This window comes from uncultured Lentibacter sp., assembly GCF_937123735.1.
Classification (GTDB): Bacteria; Pseudomonadota; Alphaproteobacteria; order Rhodobacterales; family Rhodobacteraceae; genus Lentibacter.
The window spans coordinates 1-16,020 of the sequence record NZ_CAKZKL010000013.1 but is presented as its reverse complement, the minus strand read 5'-3'; the positions used below and the strand labels follow the sequence as shown (position 1 = coordinate 16,020).

15 protein-coding genes are annotated in these 16,020 nt (G+C 63.3%); 9 read left to right on the top strand and 6 right to left on the bottom strand.

What is annotated here, in order from left to right; genetic code table 11:
* Window positions 1–35 precede the first annotated feature (35 nt).
* Entirely contained in the window at window positions 36–974 is a 939-nt protein-coding gene (locus tag Q0478_RS04145) for a pirin family protein (protein WP_298676499.1), read from the top strand.
* A gap of 3 nt (window positions 975–977) precedes the next feature.
* On the opposite strand, the gene Q0478_RS04140 is transcribed toward Q0478_RS04145, so the two are convergent.
* Genes Q0478_RS04140 through rbfA form a run of 4 tightly spaced genes read right to left on the bottom strand, consistent with a single transcriptional unit; the run spans window position 978 to window position 3,645 of the window.
* Window positions 978–1,556 carry a hypothetical protein gene (locus Q0478_RS04140; protein WP_298676497.1) on the bottom strand — a complete coding sequence of 193 codons (579 nt, stop codon included), beginning with the start codon at window positions 1,554–1,556 and terminating at the stop codon, window positions 978–980.
* An 8-nt stretch (window positions 1,557–1,564) separates the two neighbouring features.
* Window positions 1,565–2,470 (bottom strand): tRNA pseudouridine(55) synthase TruB, encoded by a 906-nt coding sequence (truB, locus tag Q0478_RS04135; RefSeq protein WP_298676495.1) that lies wholly within the window; start codon window positions 2,468–2,470, stop codon window positions 1,565–1,567.
* A gap of 49 nt (window positions 2,471–2,519) precedes the next feature.
* The gene (locus tag Q0478_RS04130) at window positions 2,520–3,263 is read right to left on the bottom strand and encodes a phosphodiester glycosidase family protein (protein WP_298676540.1); all 744 of its coding nucleotides are present in this window, start codon (window positions 3,261–3,263) and stop codon (window positions 2,520–2,522) included.
* Window positions 3,250–3,645 carry a 30S ribosome-binding factor RbfA gene (rbfA, locus tag Q0478_RS04125; protein WP_298676493.1) on the bottom strand — a complete coding sequence of 132 codons (396 nt, stop codon included), beginning with the start codon at window positions 3,643–3,645 and terminating at the stop codon, window positions 3,250–3,252. Before rbfA ends, Q0478_RS04130 begins: the two co-directional genes overlap by 14 nt.
* Before the next feature lie 88 nt (window positions 3,646–3,733).
* On the opposite strand from rbfA, the gene dapB reads away from it, so the two are divergent.
* The gene (gene dapB, locus Q0478_RS04120; RefSeq protein ID WP_298676492.1) at window positions 3,734–4,543 is read left to right on the top strand and encodes a 4-hydroxy-tetrahydrodipicolinate reductase; all 810 of its coding nucleotides are present in this window, start codon (window positions 3,734–3,736) and stop codon (window positions 4,541–4,543) included.
* 155 nt (window positions 4,544–4,698) lie between these two features.
* Here dapB and Q0478_RS04115 read toward each other — a convergent pair whose 3' ends face one another.
* Window positions 4,699–4,878, bottom strand: coding sequence for a DUF1674 domain-containing protein (locus Q0478_RS04115; RefSeq protein ID WP_298676490.1), 180 nt, complete (start codon window positions 4,876–4,878; stop codon window positions 4,699–4,701).
* 63 nt (window positions 4,879–4,941) lie between these two features.
* Here Q0478_RS04115 and Q0478_RS04110 point away from each other — a divergent pair, with 63 nt between their 5' ends.
* The 7 genes from Q0478_RS04110 (at window position 4,942) to Q0478_RS04080 (ending at window position 13,573) form a co-directional block, all read left to right on the top strand.
* Window positions 4,942–6,198 carry a transcription antitermination factor NusB gene (locus Q0478_RS04110; protein WP_298676488.1) on the top strand — a complete coding sequence of 419 codons (1,257 nt, stop codon included), beginning with the start codon at window positions 4,942–4,944 and terminating at the stop codon, window positions 6,196–6,198.
* A gap of 101 nt (window positions 6,199–6,299) precedes the next feature.
* Entirely contained in the window at window positions 6,300–8,033 is a 1,734-nt protein-coding gene (locus Q0478_RS04105; protein WP_298676487.1) for a heparinase II/III family protein, read from the top strand.
* A gap of 13 nt (window positions 8,034–8,046) precedes the next feature.
* A complete protein-coding gene (purH, locus tag Q0478_RS04100) occupies window positions 8,047–9,636 on the top strand; it encodes a bifunctional phosphoribosylaminoimidazolecarboxamide formyltransferase/IMP cyclohydrolase (RefSeq protein WP_298676485.1) in 1,590 nt (529 codons plus the stop codon).
* A 149-nt stretch (window positions 9,637–9,785) separates the two neighbouring features.
* Window positions 9,786–10,265 carry a signal peptidase II gene (gene lspA / locus Q0478_RS04095; RefSeq protein ID WP_298676483.1) on the top strand — a complete coding sequence of 160 codons (480 nt, stop codon included), beginning with the start codon at window positions 9,786–9,788 and terminating at the stop codon, window positions 10,263–10,265.
* 51 nt (window positions 10,266–10,316) lie between these two features.
* Window positions 10,317–10,844: a DUF3035 domain-containing protein gene (locus Q0478_RS04090; RefSeq protein ID WP_298676481.1), complete on the top strand. Its 528-nt coding sequence runs from the start codon at window positions 10,317–10,319 to the stop codon at window positions 10,842–10,844.
* 108 nt (window positions 10,845–10,952) lie between these two features.
* Window positions 10,953–12,278, top strand: a complete 1,326-nt coding sequence (locus Q0478_RS04085; RefSeq protein ID WP_298676539.1) for a pitrilysin family protein — start codon at window positions 10,953–10,955, stop codon at window positions 12,276–12,278.
* Window positions 12,275–13,573, top strand: coding sequence for a pitrilysin family protein (locus Q0478_RS04080; protein ID WP_298676480.1), 1,299 nt, complete (start codon window positions 12,275–12,277; stop codon window positions 13,571–13,573). Before Q0478_RS04085 ends, Q0478_RS04080 begins: the two co-directional genes overlap by 4 nt.
* 366 nt (window positions 13,574–13,939) lie before the next feature.
* On the opposite strand, the gene Q0478_RS04075 is transcribed toward Q0478_RS04080, so the two are convergent.
* Window positions 13,940–16,020, bottom strand: a 2,081-nt coding sequence (locus tag Q0478_RS04075) for an aldehyde dehydrogenase family protein (protein WP_298676477.1), incomplete at its 5' end; no start/stop codon positions are given.

Below are 16,020 nucleotides of genomic sequence, written 5' to 3'. Positions count from 1 at the left end.
CATCTTTTCCTCACCGCAACACAGAGGAGAGAGACATGAGCTGGAACCCAACACTCGACCCCCACTGCCCCAAAGGCAGCGCCGTTGATGCCATCGACACGCTCATCATCCCCCGCGCGCGCGACATTGGCGGCTTTGAAGTCCGCCGCGCGCTGCCCTCGCCCAAGCGGCAAATGGTCGGCCCTTTCATCTTCTTTGACCAGATGGGGCCAGCCGAGTTTCTCACAGGTCAGGGCATTGATGTGCGCCCCCACCCGCACATCGGCCTCGCCACCGTGACCTATCTCTACAAAGGCGAGTTCCAGCACCGCGACAGCTTGGGGACCAACCAGATGATCTACCCCGGCGAGGTCAACTGGATGATCGCCGGCAACGGCGTCACTCACTCGGAGCGCACCTCCGAAGACACCCGCACAGGCCAGAGCGACCTGTTTGGCATCCAGACATGGGTCGCCCTACCGGAGAAAGACGAAGAGACAAACGCTGGCTTTGAGCACCACCCCAAAGAGGCGCTCCCTTTCCTTGAGGGCGAGGGCAAACAAGTCCGCCTCATCCTCGGCAACGCCTGGGGTGAAACCGCGCCCACCAAGACCTTCTCGGAGATGTTCTACGCCGATGTCGTGCTTAAAGCCGAAGCCGCCATCCCCCTGCCGGACAACCACGAAGACCGCGGCGTCTACGTCACCTCAGGCAGCGTCACCGTGGCTGGCGATACCTTCGAGGCGGGCCGCATGATGGTCTTTCGCCCCGGCGATGCGCTCTCGCTCAAGGCCGGGCCAGAGGGCGCACGGCTGATGATGCTGGGCGGCGCAACCCTCGGGCAGTCCCGCTACATCTGGTGGAATTTCGTCGCCTCCTCGCGCGACAAAATCGACGCCGCCAAAGAAGCCTGGCGCGCAGGCGATTGGGCCCACGGCCGCTTCCAGCTCCCGCCTGATGACAACACAGAGTTCGTGCCTCTGCCCGCGCGCTAGGCCCTAACGCTCCCGCGCGGCCATCATCTCGTGCACGGCCTCCATGCCACGCTCCACCATCGCGCTCACTTCGGCAGCGTGGGTCTGGAGCGCGGCAACAACTTCGGGGTCGTCGCTCGTCTGAATCACAACAATGCCCTCATCCGTCATGTCCATCTCCGTCACGATACGCGCGCGCCGCTCAAAGAGAATATCCAGCGTGGGCGACTGGATGATCACCTCAGGGTCGCGCCCCTCGTCCACACGGTCGATCATGCCAATCACATGGCTCGCCACAACACCCATCAGCTCTTCGTCCTGCGCAAAAGTCACGGTGCGAATACCGTTGGGCAGGTTTTCCACGCTGCGGCTGATCTCCTCAAAGCGGCGGAACATCACGGCAAGCTCTTCGCTTTCCTCTTCCGTCGCATCGCGCCCCTTAAGGCCGGGCATAGCCCCCATATCGTGCCGATGCCCCGCGCCGTGGCCATGGTGCGCCCCGTGCTCATGCCCGCGCATCTGCGCAAAGCCAAAGCCCATGCCCAACGCCAGAAGCACGGCCACAAAGCCCAAAAACAGTTTTGATCTCACAACAGTCGGCATCATGACCCTCACTGGTTAAACACACGGCTCGGATGCAACTCCCCGGCCTTATAGACGCCCACAGCCACGGCCTTGCCCTGATAGCTGGCCCAGCATTCGTCGCCATATTCCACATCACTTGCAAAAACCATTCCGGGGTTGCCGTTGCGCAGCTTGGCTGCGCCCGGCTCGCTGGCCTTTACCTCGGGCAAATCCGCAAGGCCCACTTCCAAAGGCAGCACATGGGCGTCAAGCTCGGGGGTTTTCGCCAGCACCTCGATCTGCTCATAACTCAGCGCGCCCTCGGCCTCAAATGGCCCGGACCAGACCCTACGCAGGCGCAAAACATGCCCCTTGCAGCCCAGCGCCTCGCCCAGATCCCGCGCAATCGCGCGCACATAACCGCCCTTCCCGCAGACCATCTCCAGCGTCACATGCTCCGCATCTGCGCGCTCGATCATCGTGAGTTCATCCACATACAAGGGCCGCGCCGCAAGGGTGATGTCTTCTCCCGCACGCGACAGCTTGTAAGCGCGCTCCCCGTCAATCTTCACCGCCGAGAATTTCGGCGGAACCTGCTCGATATCGCCGACAAACTTCAAAAGCGCTTCCTTGATCTCCGCGTCAGAGGGCCGCGTGTCGGAGCAGGCAATCACCTCGCCCTCGGCATCATCTGTGTTCGTCGCCTCACCCAGCTTCACGTCAAACACATAGGCCTTCAGCGCATCGGTGATGTAAGGCACTGTCTTGGTCGCCTCGCCCAGCGCCACGGCCAACACGCCTGTCGCCTCCGGGTCAAGCGTGCCCGCATGGCCCGCCTTATTGGCTCCCAGCGCCCAGCGCACCTTGTTCACCACGGCGGTCGATGTCGGCCCGGCGGGCTTGTCCACCACGAGCCAGCCCGAAATATCACGCCCCTTGCGTTTGCGTCCCATTGCTCATCCTCAAGTCAAAAAAGCGCCCTAGCCCAGCGCGTTTGGCGCGTCAATCCGCAGCCGTCACCACGCCCACAATCGGCCCCAGCAAAAAACCCGCATCCGCACGGCCCATATCGGGCGCATAGAGGCGGCTCACATTGCCATCAAAGTAAAGCGCCTGCGGCAGTTTGAGCGCGTCGCGTATAAAACTGCCCATCTCGTGAAAGCTCACACGCTCGTTTGAAATCACAAACACCGCCCGCCGCCCATCCGCGCTGGTGGCGACACCATTTCGCAGATAACGGCTGGTGCTGCCGGCGCGAAACCGCGGGTGCAGCGCCCCGTCAATCACCAGCATGGGTCCGCTCTGGCTGGCATGGTCACACTGCGGGGCCTCGCGCAAAAAGCGCCGGGTCTCGATCACATCGGCCCGCCCCGCCCGGATGCAAAACACCCCGTTGGGCAGCAAGCCGAAGTTTCCCGGCCCCGCATTGGGAATCACCCGCATCAGCTCCACACCGTTCTCGCGGTAGTGGCCCACAGGGCTGCGGTCTTCGTGATACATGCCCGCGTTCATGGCAAAGCCCAGCCGCTTGCCCTGAGCCTTCAAAAGGTCTTCAACCGCAAAAAACTGCCCCAGCAGCCTGTCTTGCCCGTCTCTGAGAAATAGCCGGATCTCGTCGCGCGCCGCATCCGCCTCGCAAATGGTGTAGGAGCGCCCGGCGTAAAGGCGGTCCTCGCAAAACCCGGCCCGCGCGCCCCCCGCCCAAAGCGCTGGCAACAGCAGCAACAGGGCTCTAGCCGCCCAGATCACGCTTCACCTCATCGCGCGCAAACATCTCGCGCGTGGCATCCATCTGATCAAAGGTCGCATCCAGCCGGAAGCGCAGATCAGGCGTAAACTTCAGCCCCACCTTCTTGCCCACCATGCGGCGCAGCTCGTGCTTGTTGCGCGCGAGGTATTCAATCGCATGTTCGCGCCCCGTGCCGCCCAGCGGCATCACATAGGCCGTGGCAATCTTCAGGTCAGGGCTACAGCGCACCTCCCCCACGGTGATGGAGAGGCGGTTGAGCTCGGGGTCATGGATATCGCCCTGCGCCAACACCTGCGCAAGCGTTCGGCGGATGAGCTCTCCCACCCGCAGCTGCCGTTGTGACGGGCCATCGCCGTCATGAAACTTGTTCTTTCCCATGCCTTGCACCTAACCGCTCAGCAAGGTTTTGCCAAGCGCCCATGGCTGCGCTATGAGCATCTCAGCAAAATTTTACCGGAGCCAAGCCATGTCAGACCTGCCAGGAATCGTCATCACAGGGGCCACAGGCCGCATGGGGCAGATGCTCGTCAAAACAGTGGTGCAGTCCGGCAAGGCCCGCCTCGTCGGCGCCATCGAGCGGGACGGCAGCGCAGCCCTCGGCCAGGACATCGGCGCGCTCTGCGGCCTCGGCGAGATCGGTGTTGCGGTCGAGAGCGACCCGCTCCCCAGCTTCGCGCGCGCCCAGGCGGTGATCGACTTTACCGCCCCCGCCGCAACGCTGGCCTTCGCCGCTCTCGCCGCACAGGCCCGCGCCGTCCACGTCATCGGCACAACCGGCATGAATGAAAGCGAAATCGCACAGCTCGCCCCCGCCGCCCACCACGCGGTCATCATCCGCGCCGGCAATATGAGCCTCGGGGTGAACCTGCTCACCCAGCTCACAAAAAAGGTCGCCGCCGCGCTCGATGAAGACTACGACATCGAAGTGATCGAGGCCCACCACAACCAAAAGGTCGATGCCCCCTCCGGCACCGCCCTCATGCTCGGCGAGGCCGCAGCGCAAGGCCGTGGCGTTACGCTCAAAGATGTGTCAGACTCTGGCCGCGACGGCCTCACAGGCGCGCGCAAACGCGGCGATATCGGCTTTTCCGCCATCCGCGGCGGCGACATCGTGGGCGAACACGACGTGATGTTCGCCGCCCTGGGTGAGCGCATTATCCTGCGCCACATCGCGTCTGATCGCTCCGTCTTCGCGCGCGGTGCGCTCAAAGCCGCCCTCTGGGGCCAAGACAAAGCCCCCGGCGAATACGATATGATCGACGTGCTCGGCCTCTAAACCAAAACCCCGACCCGCCCTTTCTTATTGCCCCAAATATCCTGGGGGAATGATTCAAAAGCCCTCAGGCTTTTGAATCTAGGGGGCAAAGCCCCCAGGTGCGCTCGCTTGCCAGCGCACACCGCGACGCGGCGAAGCCGCGGCGCAAAACCTCTTCAAAAGTCGATGGCGATGCCCTTTTTCTCCCAGTCGCCGTAGCGCGCAGGGTCGGGTCCATCGCGTCCTCCCAGCTCCTTGGGCCGCGCCGCCAGCTCGGCTTCGCGCTCTTTGCGGCGGGCTTCAGCTTCGGCCAAGGCGCGTTTGGCGGCTTCGGGCAACTCGCTCTTCTCTGACATCTGATATTCCTTTCAGGCTTGCCCTGATATATGCCGCAACCAGCCCATTGCCAAGGACACCTCATGCCCACGCCCCGCCAAGCCGCCCTTTTCATGCTCAATCAGGTCCTCACCGAGGGCCGCCTGCTGTCGGAGTCCGTGACCCAGCGGGGGCTTGAAGCGCTCAACGGGGCCGAGCGGGCACGCGCACTGCGCCTGGCCAATGACACCCTGCGCAACCTCGAACGCGCCGACAAGCTGCTCAAGTCCCACCTGCGCAAGCCCCCCGCACCCTATGTGATGAACCTGCTGCGCCTGGCCACCATTGAACTCGCCCATGGCGGCGATGCCCACGGCGTGGTCAATGAGGCGGTCACGCTGGTGAGCAAGCACAAAAAATACGGCGCCATGAAAGGTCTGGTGAATGCGGTTCTGCGCAAAATCGCCGCCGAGGCCCCCGAAAAGATCAAGATCCTGCGCGCACCGCGCCTGCCAAAATGGCTGCGGGCCCCGCTGATAGAGGCCTATACCGCCCCGGTTGTGGCCGCAATGGAAGGGGCCCACCTGGCCGGCGCACCGCTTGATCTCACGGTCAAAACCGATCCGGAGGGCTGGGCGCAGCGGCTCGGCGGCACCCTCACGCCCACAGGGTCGGTGCGCCTGTCCGAGCCCGGGCAGGTCACGGCGCTCGCAGGCTTTGCCACCGGCGACTGGTGGGTGCAAGACAGCGCTGCGGCCTTGCCCGCACAACTTCTCAACGCGCAGCCGGGCGAAGCCGTGCTGGACATGTGCTGCGCTCCGGGCGGCAAAACCATGCAGCTCGCCGGCGCCGGCGCCCGAGTCACCGCGCTGGATGCGTCCGAATCACGGCTCAAACGGGTGCGCGAAAACCTCACCCGCACACAGCTTGCCGCAGAGCTGGTCTGTGCAGATGCGCTGGCGCACAGCGGCCTCTATGATGCGGTGCTGCTGGATGCCCCCTGCTCCGCCACCGGCACGATCCGCCGTCACCCCGATCTGCCCCACGCCAAAACCGGCGAAGACTTCGGCGCGCTGATCGCGCTTCAGGCAGAGATGCTCGCCCATGCGGCCACGCTCGTGCGCCCTGGCGGCAGGCTCGTGTTCTGCACCTGCTCACTGCTTCCCGACGAGGGCGAGGTGCAGGTGGAAGATTTCCTGCACACCCACCCGGAGTTTCGCGCCGACACCGCAGCCCTTGCCCGCGCCGGCATAGATCCGGCCTGGATCACCTCCGAGGGCGGCTTGCGCCTGCGCCCCGACTTTGCGCCCGACACCGGCGGCATGGACGGCTTTTACATGGCCGTTCTCAACCGCGCCTGACCACAGCCGCCAGCGCTGCGCGTTTTCAAGGTGACCAAACCGCCCGAGCTGTGTAAACTTTGCCTCAAAGACGTCTCAAGGGGCGCAGAGGGCAGAGTGTTATGTTTCAAAAAGATCCTTACGGCGCGGTGAGCACGCGCCTGCTCAACCGTTTCGCGGCGCGCATGACAGGCTATTCCGCTGCGCCCACCGCCTTTGTCTCTTCGCCCGAACCGCGCACAATCGGTCTCTATTCACGCGGAAAACAGCTGCTCGCCGGGAATTACCTCTTTGCCGGCCAGCTTTTGTCCGGGCCCCGCGCCACCTTTTGGGATCTGCCCGCCAGCCCCGAGTTTCGGGCCGAGGCCCAGGGCTGTGGCTGGCTCGATGATCTTGCAGCCCTGGGCGATCCCCCCGCCCGTGAAGCCGCCCAGACATGGGTTTGGCAATGGCTGGCCCGCTTCGGGCGCGGCACAGGTCCGGGCTGGACCCCCGATCTCACCGGCCGCCGGTTGATCCGCTGGATCAACCACGGGTTTTTTCTGCTGCAACACCGCGACAAGGCCGAGGCCGACCTGTTCTTTCGCTCGCTGGCCCATCAGACCCGCTTTCTCGCCCGCCGCTGGCACGCCGCCCGCCCCGGTCTGGCCCGCTTTGAAGCGCTTTCGGGTCTGCTCCACGCGGCGCTTTCCCTGGAAGGCATGGAGGCGCTCATCGGCCCCGCCGAAGCGGCGCTGTGCCGCGAATGCACGCGCCAGATCGACGCCACAGGCGGCCTGCCCACGCGCAACCCCGAAGAGCTCCTGGAAGTCTTCATGCTGCTGTCCTGGTCCGCACTTGCGCTGCGCGAAACCGGCCGGCAGGTCGCCCCCGCCCATGAAGCCGCCCTGCTGCGCATTGCGCCGGTGCTGCGCAGCCTGCGCCACGCCGATGGCGCTCTGGCCCGGTTTCAAGGGGGCGGACGAGGTGTCGAAGGCCGTCTGGAGCAAGCACTTGCCGCGTCCGGCGTCCGGGCAGGCGTGCCACAAGGGCTGTCCATGGGCTACGCGCGCCTCTCGGGCGGGCGCAGCACCTTGATCATTGATGCAGCTTTGCCACCACAGGGGCGCACCAGCCACAACGCCCATGCCTCGACCCTGGCTTTCGAGCTCACCTCCGGCCGCCGTCCGGTGATTGTGAACTGTGGGTCCGGTGCCTGTTTTGGGGCCGATTGGCGGCGCGCGGGCCGCGCCACCCCCTCGCACAGCACGCTTTGCATTGAAGGGGTCTCTTCGTCGCGCCTTGGCCACACGGCCCGCGACGGCACCGAGCTGATGTCTTCAGGGCCAAGCCATGTGCCGGTTGAAATCGGTCCGATCAGCACGGGCCAGCGCTTTGAGGGCGGGCACAACGGTTGGCAACGCACCCATGGGCTCACCCATGCCCGCCGGCTCGAACTCGCCTCCGACGGGCGCGAGCTGGCCGGAGAAGACATGCTCTTCGCCGTCACCCAAAGTGACAAGGCCCTGTTTGACAAGGCCCTCGCCCGGGCGGTGGATGCTGGGCTGCTGTTTCAGATCCGGTTTCACCTGCACCCGGAGGTGGAGGCCACCATGGACCTTGGCGGCACCGCCGTCTCGCTCGGGCTGCGCAGCGGTGAAATATGGGTCTTGCGCAGCGAGGCCAACGCCGAAATCAGCCTGGAACCAAGCGTTTACCTTGAAACAGGCCGCCTCAAGCCGCGTGCGACGAAACAAGTCGTTCTCTCTGCGCGCGCAATGGAGTATGCCACCCGCATCCGCTGGTCGCTGGCCAAGGCGCATGACAGCGCCATCGCCCTGCGCGACACAAAGCGCGATGAAATTGATCTGAGCTAAGGACCACCCCCATATGACTTCTCTCGCCAAGGTGCACCGCGCACTTCTCTCCGTTTCCGACAAAACCGGCCTTGTTGACCTGGCCCAGGCGCTGCACGCCCGCGGCGTTGAGCTGCTCTCGACAGGCGGCAGCGCCAAGACCCTGCGCGCGGCCGGCCTGCCTGTAAAGGATGTGGCAGAGATCACGGGCTTCCCCGAAATGATGGATGGCCGCGTCAAGACATTGCACCCCAATGTGCACGGCGGCCTCCTCGCCCTGCGCGACAATGCCGAGCACACCAAGGCCATGGACACCCATGGAATCGGTCCAATCGACCTGCTGGTGGTCAATCTCTACCCCTTTGAGGCCGCTCTGGCGCGCGGCGCCGCCTATGACGAGATGATCGAGAATATCGACATCGGCGGCCCCGCCATGATCCGCGCCGCCGCCAAAAACCACGCTTTTGTCACCACCCTCGTGGATGTGGAGGATTACGCCGCGCTTCTGGCCGAACTGGACGCCAACGAGGGCCAGACAAGCTACGCCTTCCGCCAGCGCCAGGCCCAGGTGGCCTATGCGCGCACCGCTGCCTATGACACCGCTGTCTCCACATGGATGGCCAGCGCCATCGGCGCAGAGACCCCCCGCCGCCGCGCCCTTGCCGGCACATTGGCCCAAAGCCTGCGCTACGGCGAAAACCCACACCAGCAAGCCGCCTTTTACACCGACGGCTCCGCGCGGCCCGGCGTGGCCACGGCCACCCAGCACCAAGGCAAGGAGCTGAGCTACAACAACATCAACGACACCGACGCCGCCTTCGAGCTGGTGAGCGAATTTGCCCCCGAAGAGGGCCCCGCCGTGGCGATCATCAAACACGCCAACCCCAGTGGCGTGGCCCGGGGCGACACGCTGCTTGAAGCCTACAAGCGCGCCTTTGATTGTGACCGGACCTCAGCTTTTGGCGGCATCATTGCCCTCAACCAACCGCTCGATGGAAAAACCGCCGCAGAAATTGCCGGGATTTTCACAGAAGTGGTGATTGCGCCCGGGGCTGATGAAGAGGCCATGAGTATTTTTGCCAAGAAAAAGAACCTGCGGCTTTTGACAACAGGCGCCCTGGCCGACCCCCGCGCCGCGAGCCTGTCTTACCGGCAGGTGGCGGGCGGGTTGCTCGTGCAGGACAAAGATGTGGGCCACCTAACCCCAAAAGACCTCAAGATTGTCACCAAACGCCAGCCCAGCGCGCAAGAAATGGCCGATATGTTGTTCGCCTGGACCGTGGCCAAACATGTGAAATCAAATGCGATTGTCTATGTGAAGGACGGCGCCACCGTCGGGGTGGGGGCGGGCCAGATGAGCCGTGTGGACAGCTCCACCATCGCCGCGCTCAAAGCCGCGCGGATGGCACAGGACTGTGGCTTGCCCCAGAGCCTTGCCCAAGGCTCTGTTGTGGCCTCGGATGCGTTTTTCCCTTTTGCAGACGGGCTTTTGGCCGCAGCCGAAGCCGGCGCGACAGCGGTGATCCAGCCCGGAGGCTCCATGCGGGATGACGAGGTGATTGCCGCGGCAGATGAGGCCGGCCTTGCCATGGTCATGACCGGAATGCGCCATTTCAGACATTGAGGCCCCGGCCGTCTGGTCCGGCGCGCGGGTTTGCCCTGATGGGCCCAGGCGCGCCGGCTCCCTGACACGAATTTACATTTTATTTTTTGCAAAAAACGTTTTAGGCACATGCAAAAGAGAGCCGCACGGGCTCGCGGCGGGAGGGTATGATGCGCAGTATGTTTTGGGTGGCTTTGCTGACCTTCCTGGCCGATCAGGTTTCCAAGTATTATGTGGTCCATTGGCTCAACCTTGCCGAGCGGCTCGCCATTGATGTTTGGCCGCCCTATCTCAACCTGCGCATGGCGTGGAATTACGGGGTGAACTTTGGTCTCTTCGCCGAGGACAGCGACCTGACCCGCTGGGTTCTGATCACGGTGGCGCTGGTGATTTCGGCAGCCGTTTTTTTCTGGATCGCGCATGAGGCGCCGGGCCGGGCTGGCCGGGTGTCGGCCGGGCTTTTGGTGGGCGGCGCACTTGGCAATGTGATAGACCGCGTCATCTACGGGGCCGTTGCAGATTTTCTCAACATGTCCTGCTGCGGCTTTCACAATCCCTTTTCGTTCAATATCGCAGATATAGCCGTTTTTGTCGGAGCCGCCGGGCTGGTGTTGTTCACCTCGGGCGAGACAGCGCAAAAGCCCTCGTGACCTCTCCTGCAAAACGCGCTAAGACAAGACCAACTCACTTGGAGGTGCATGATGCGCGGGCCACATCTTGTTATCAGTCTTATCGCAGTGCTGGGGCTTGCCGCCTGTTCACAAGGCGGCCGCGATATCTCCATGCGCGCGCTGGACAAGCCCAATGAGGGGCCTGACGAATTCAGCATTCTGCCCAGCAACAGGCTGCAAGCCCCTGCCAATTACGCCAACCTGCCCACCCCCACGCCCGGGGGCCGCAACCTGACAGACCGCGACCCGCGCGCCGAAGGGATTGCCGCACTGGGCGGCACACCGCAGCCCGCGAGCGCCACAGGCGTGCCTGCCACAGATGCCGGCCTGGTCAGCTTTGCCCGCCGCAATGGTGGCATCGCAAACATCCGCGAGAGCCTCGCCACCGAGGATGAGGCCTTCCGCCGCCGCCAATCACGCTTCACCAAGATCCGCCTGATCAAAACCGACCGCTACGCCGAAGCCTATGCGCGCGAAACGCTGGACGCCTACGCCAGCTGGAACCGTTTTCGCCGGGCCGGCCTGCGCACCCCGGCAGCCCCGCCTGCCAACGAATGAGCCATGGCTCACATCTGCGTCAGCAAGGAGGCTGGTGCTTGATGCGGGCTGCGGCACCTCTATGTTGAGTGTGATCTGTTTTGGAGTGATCTGATGCGCGCCTTTCTCATGTCTCTCGCCGCCAGCCTCGGGTTTGCCCTGCCTGTGCAGGCCGATATCACAGATGCGGTGACCCACTTCACGCTTGAAAACGGCATGGATGTCGTGGTCATCGAAGATAACAGGGCCCCCGTGGTCACCCATATGGTCTGGTATCGCGCCGGCTCTGCCGACGAGTTTCCCGGCACCTCTGGTGTGGCGCATTTTCTGGAGCACCTGCTCTTCAAGGGCACAGATACGCTCGCCCCGGGCGAGCTTTCCGCCACAGTGGCGCGCAACGGCGGGCGCGACAACGCCTTCACAAGCTATGATTACACCGCCTATTTCCAGCGCGTCGCCGCCGACAGGCTGGAGCTGATGATGCGTATGGAGAGCGACCGTATGGTCAATATCCGCCTCTCAGAAGAAGACATCCTCACCGAGCGCGAGGTGATCATCGAAGAGCGCAACCAGCGTGTCGAGAACAGCCCCGCCGCGCTCTTTCGCGAACAAAAGAACGCGGCGCAATATCTCAACCACCGCTATGGTGTTCCCGTTATCGGCTGGCGCCATGAAATGGTCACCCTCGATCTTGAAGCCGCGCTCGAATATTACAAACGCTTCTATGCACCCAACAATGCCGTGCTCGTCGTGGCCGGTGATGTCACCCCCGAAGGCGTGCGCAGGCTGGCCGAGCAATATTACGGTGTGTTAGAGCCTAATCCGGAGCTCTCCGAGCGCATCCGCCCTGCCGAGCCGCCCCAGACGGCCGAGCGTCGACTGATCTTTCGTGATCCGCGCGTGGCCCAGCCCTATGTGAGCCGCAGCTACCTCGCGCCCGAGCGTGACGCCGGGGATCAGCGCGAGGCCGCAGCGCTCACCCTTCTGGCTGAGCTGCTGGGGGGCGGCACCACCTCCTACTTCGCCGAACGGCTCCAGTTTCAAGAGCAGAAAGCTGTCTACACCGCCGCCTTCTATGATGGCGAAGCGCTGGACGACACCCGTTTCACGGTGATCATTGTGCCCGCCGACGGGGTGAGCCTGCCCGAGGCCGAAAGCGCCATGGACGATGCCATTCAGAGCTTCCTCTCCAAGCCGGTTGATCTCGCGGCGCTGGAGCGCATCAAAATGCAGATCCGCGCCGCGCTGATCTATGCCCGCGATGATGTGGGCGCGCTGGCCAATGTCTATGGCAGCGCCCTCACCAGCGGCCTCACCATTGCCGATGTGCAAGAATGGCCCGACATCCTCAAATCCATCACGCCTGAAGAGATCATCACAGCCGGCAAGGCACTGTTCAACCGCAACCGCGCCGTCACCGGCTACCTGATGAAAGAAGAGAAAGACGCATCATGAAGGCTTTCCTCGCCGCCTGTTTTAGCCTTGCTCTGAGCCTTCCTGCCGCTGCCGGCGTCACCATTGACGCCTTCAAAACAGAGGCCGGGCTCACCGTTTGGCATGTGGAGGAAAACAGCATTCCCTTTGTGGCGCTCGAACTGCGCTTCAGGGGCGGGGCCTCGCTTGATCCTGACGGCAAACGCGGCGTGACAAACCTGATGACAGCGCTGATCGAAGAGGGCGCAGGCGCGCTCGATGCCCGCGGTTTCGCCAAGGCGCGTGATGGCCTCGCCGCCTCCTTTTCCTATGCTGTCTACGATGATACCCTCACCGTCTCCGCGAAGTTTCTCACAGAAAACCGCACCGAGGCGCTCGAGCTTTTGCGCCTCAGCCTCACCGAGCCACGCTTTGACGACGACGCCATAGAACGCGTGCGCGCGCAGGTTATCTCCGGCATTCGCTCTGATGAAAAAGACCCGACAAGCCTTGCCGGCAAAGCCTTCAACCAGCGCCTCTACGGCAGCCACCCCTATGGCTCCGACAGAAGCGGCACAGTGGAAAGTGTCGCAGCGCTCACAAGGGCCGATATCCGCGCCGCCTTTGAGGCCGCCGTGGCGCAGGATAGGCTCTATATCAGCGTGGTGGGCGATATATCGCGCGCCGAGCTTGGCCCTGCGCTCGACAAGCTCCTCGCCGGCCTCCCCCAAACCGGCGCGCCCCTACCCGCCAAGGCCGCGCCCGTCTTTGACGGCAGCACCCTGGTGATCCCCTTTGAGACACCGCAGTCCGTGGCCATGTTCGGTCAACCCGGCATAGCCTTTGATCACCCCGATTATTTCGCCGCCTATCTGCTCAGCGTGGTGCTCGGCGGCGGCGGGTTTGAAAGCCGCCTCATGCAGGAAGTGCGCGAAAAGCGCGGCCTCACCTATGGTGTCTACGCCTCGCTGGTTGGCAAAGATGGGGCCGATGTCTGGGTGGGCTCGGTGCAATCTGCCAACAACCGAATCCGCGAGGCCATCGCGGTCATCCGCGCCGAATGGGCCCACCTCGCCGAAAAGGGCGTCACCGCACAAGAGCTGCAAGACGCCAAAACCTACCTCACAGGTGCCTACCCCCTGCGCTTTGACGGTAACGGCCCGATCGCCAATATCCTCGTCGGAATGCAAATGCAGGGCATGGGAACCGATTACATCGCCACCCGCAATGACCGGGTGAACGCCGTGACGCTGGAACAGATCAACCGCGTCGCCCGCGAGCGGCTCAAGCCCGAGCTTCTCAGCTTCACAGTCGTCGGCCAGCCCGAAGGCCTCTAGACGGGCGCTCGCGCCCCTCTTTTTCTTTCAACAAATATCCAAATCCAACACGCGCCAAATCACGCAGCCCCCGTGTTCATCCGTAGGGTGCGCATTCACTGCGCACCTCAACTCTCCTGCGTGCGCATTCACTGCGCACCTCAACTCTCCTGCGTGCGCATTCACTGCGCACCTCCCAACCCGCGTGCGCATTCCCTACGCACCGCGCGCTCCATTAACTAGTTTTCCGTTAACAAAACGGCGATTCACCCGGTGCACGCGTGGTGCACGCAAAGTGCACGCATATCACCCCCCCGGAATCAGCGGCTTCCCGCGCCGTTAACCAACCTGTGCGCTGCGTAAGGTGGGTGTTAACCCACCACCCGCTCACGCGCCATAAGGCACCCAGATAGTCTTTACATCTGTCGCCTGCGCAAGGAACTCCCGCCCCTCGCCCGCCGCGCCAAGCCAGTCGCGCGCCTGCCCGTGGTTCACCCATGTGCGCTTGAGGTTGCTGGCGCTTTCAGCCTCGATCTCGGCTGAAATATCACTGCTTGAAAAGCTCCAGACAGCCTCCACATCCATGTGGCTGGCCAGCGGTTTTGCCAGCTCCGCGTGGCTGCCCGACAAAAGGTTCACAGCCCCCGCAGGCACGTCTGATGTCTCCAATATCTGGGTGAAATCCAGCGCTTCCAGCGGGTAAGGCTCACTCGCCACAAGCACACAGCGGTTGCCCATCGCCAGCGCCGGCGCCATCACCGAAACCAGCCCCAGAAGCGGCAGCGCATCGTCACAAAACGCGCCGATCACGCCCACAGGCTCGTTCATCGCCAGCGCCACGCCCCGGATCGGAACACCCTTCACAGCGCCATCATATTTGTCGGCCCAGGCGGCATAGGAAAACAGCCGTTTCACAGAGGCCTCCACCTCTTTCATGCCGCTCTTGCCGCCCTTCATCGCGTCAATCCGACGGGCAAATTCCGCCCCCCGCGCCTCAAGGTTTTCCGCCATGAAATAAAGCACTTGCGCGCGCAGATGCCCCGTTGTCTTGCTCCAGCCCGCCGCATTCCGCGCCGCTTCCACAGCGTTGCGAATGTCCTTGCGGTTGGCAATCGGCGCTTGGCTCACAAGCCTGCCGGTCTTGGCAAAAACCTCGCGGCTATAGCCCCCGTCAGGCCGCGCCTGCTTGCCGCCGATATAGAGCTTTTCGGTGCGGTCGAGCGCGCCTGTTTCCGGCCCGCCTTTGCCTGCGTTCGGCGCGGTTTTCGACAGCGCTTTCACGCGGCCCTTGGGCTTTGTGTAGGCCGCCAGGCCCTCCCATCCGCCCTCGCGGCCAAAGCCGCTTTCGCGCACGCCGCCAAAGCCTGCGGCGGCGTCAAACAGGTTCGTCGCATTCACCCAGACAACCCCCGCCGCCAGCTTGGGCGCAATGTCGAGCGCAAGGTTCACATTCTCGCTCCACACCGTCGCCGCCAGCCCGTAGCGCGTGTTGTTGGCGAGGCTCACCGCCTCCGCGGGCGTGCGGAAAGTCGTGGCCACAAGCACGGGGCCGAATATCTCTTCCTGCATCAGTTTTGAGGATGGCGAGAGCCCGGTGATCAGCGTGGGCGCATAAAAGCTCCCCTCGCTCGGCAGGGTCACGGGTGCTGCGTAAACACTTCCTTCATCATTGCCAGCCACCATGCTTTCAATGGTTTTAAGCTGCACAGGGTCCACAATCGCACCAATGTCGATTGATTTGTCCAAGGGCGACCCAACACGCAGCTTTGCCATCCGCGCTTTGAGCTTGGCGTAGAATGTCTCCGCCACGCCCTCCTGCACCAGAAGGCGGCTGCCCGCACAGCAGACCTGCCCTTGGTTGAACCAGATCGCATCCACCAGCCCTTCCACGGCTGAGTCCAGATCGGCGTCATCAAACACGATGTAAGGCGATTTTCCGCCCAGCTCCAACGTCAGCTTCTTGCCGCTCCCCGCCGTCGCCGCGCGGATTTTGCGGCCCACTTCGGTGGAACCCGTGAAAGCTATCTTATTGATATCGCTATGGTTTACAATCATCTCTCCCACAGCGCCATCGCCGGTAACGATATTGACCACCCCCTTGGGCAGCCCCACCTGACGGCAGATATCGGCAAACAGAAGGGCTGTCAGCGAGGTGTATTCCGCAGGCTTCAAGACCACGGTATTGCCCATCGCCAAGGCTGGCGCGACTTTCCACGCCAGCATCAGAAGCGGGAAGTTCCAAGGGATAATCTGCCCGCACACGCCCAGCGCCTCCGCCTCTGGCAGCGCGCTTTCCATCAGCTGCGCCATGCCCGCATGATGGTAAAAATGCCGTTGAACCAAGGGGATATCAATATCGCGGCTCTCGCGAATGGGCTTGCCGTTGTCCAGCGTCTCCAGCACCGCAAACAAGCGGCTGTGCTTCTGCACCAGACGGGCAATCGCATAAAGCACCCGCGCGCGCCCGT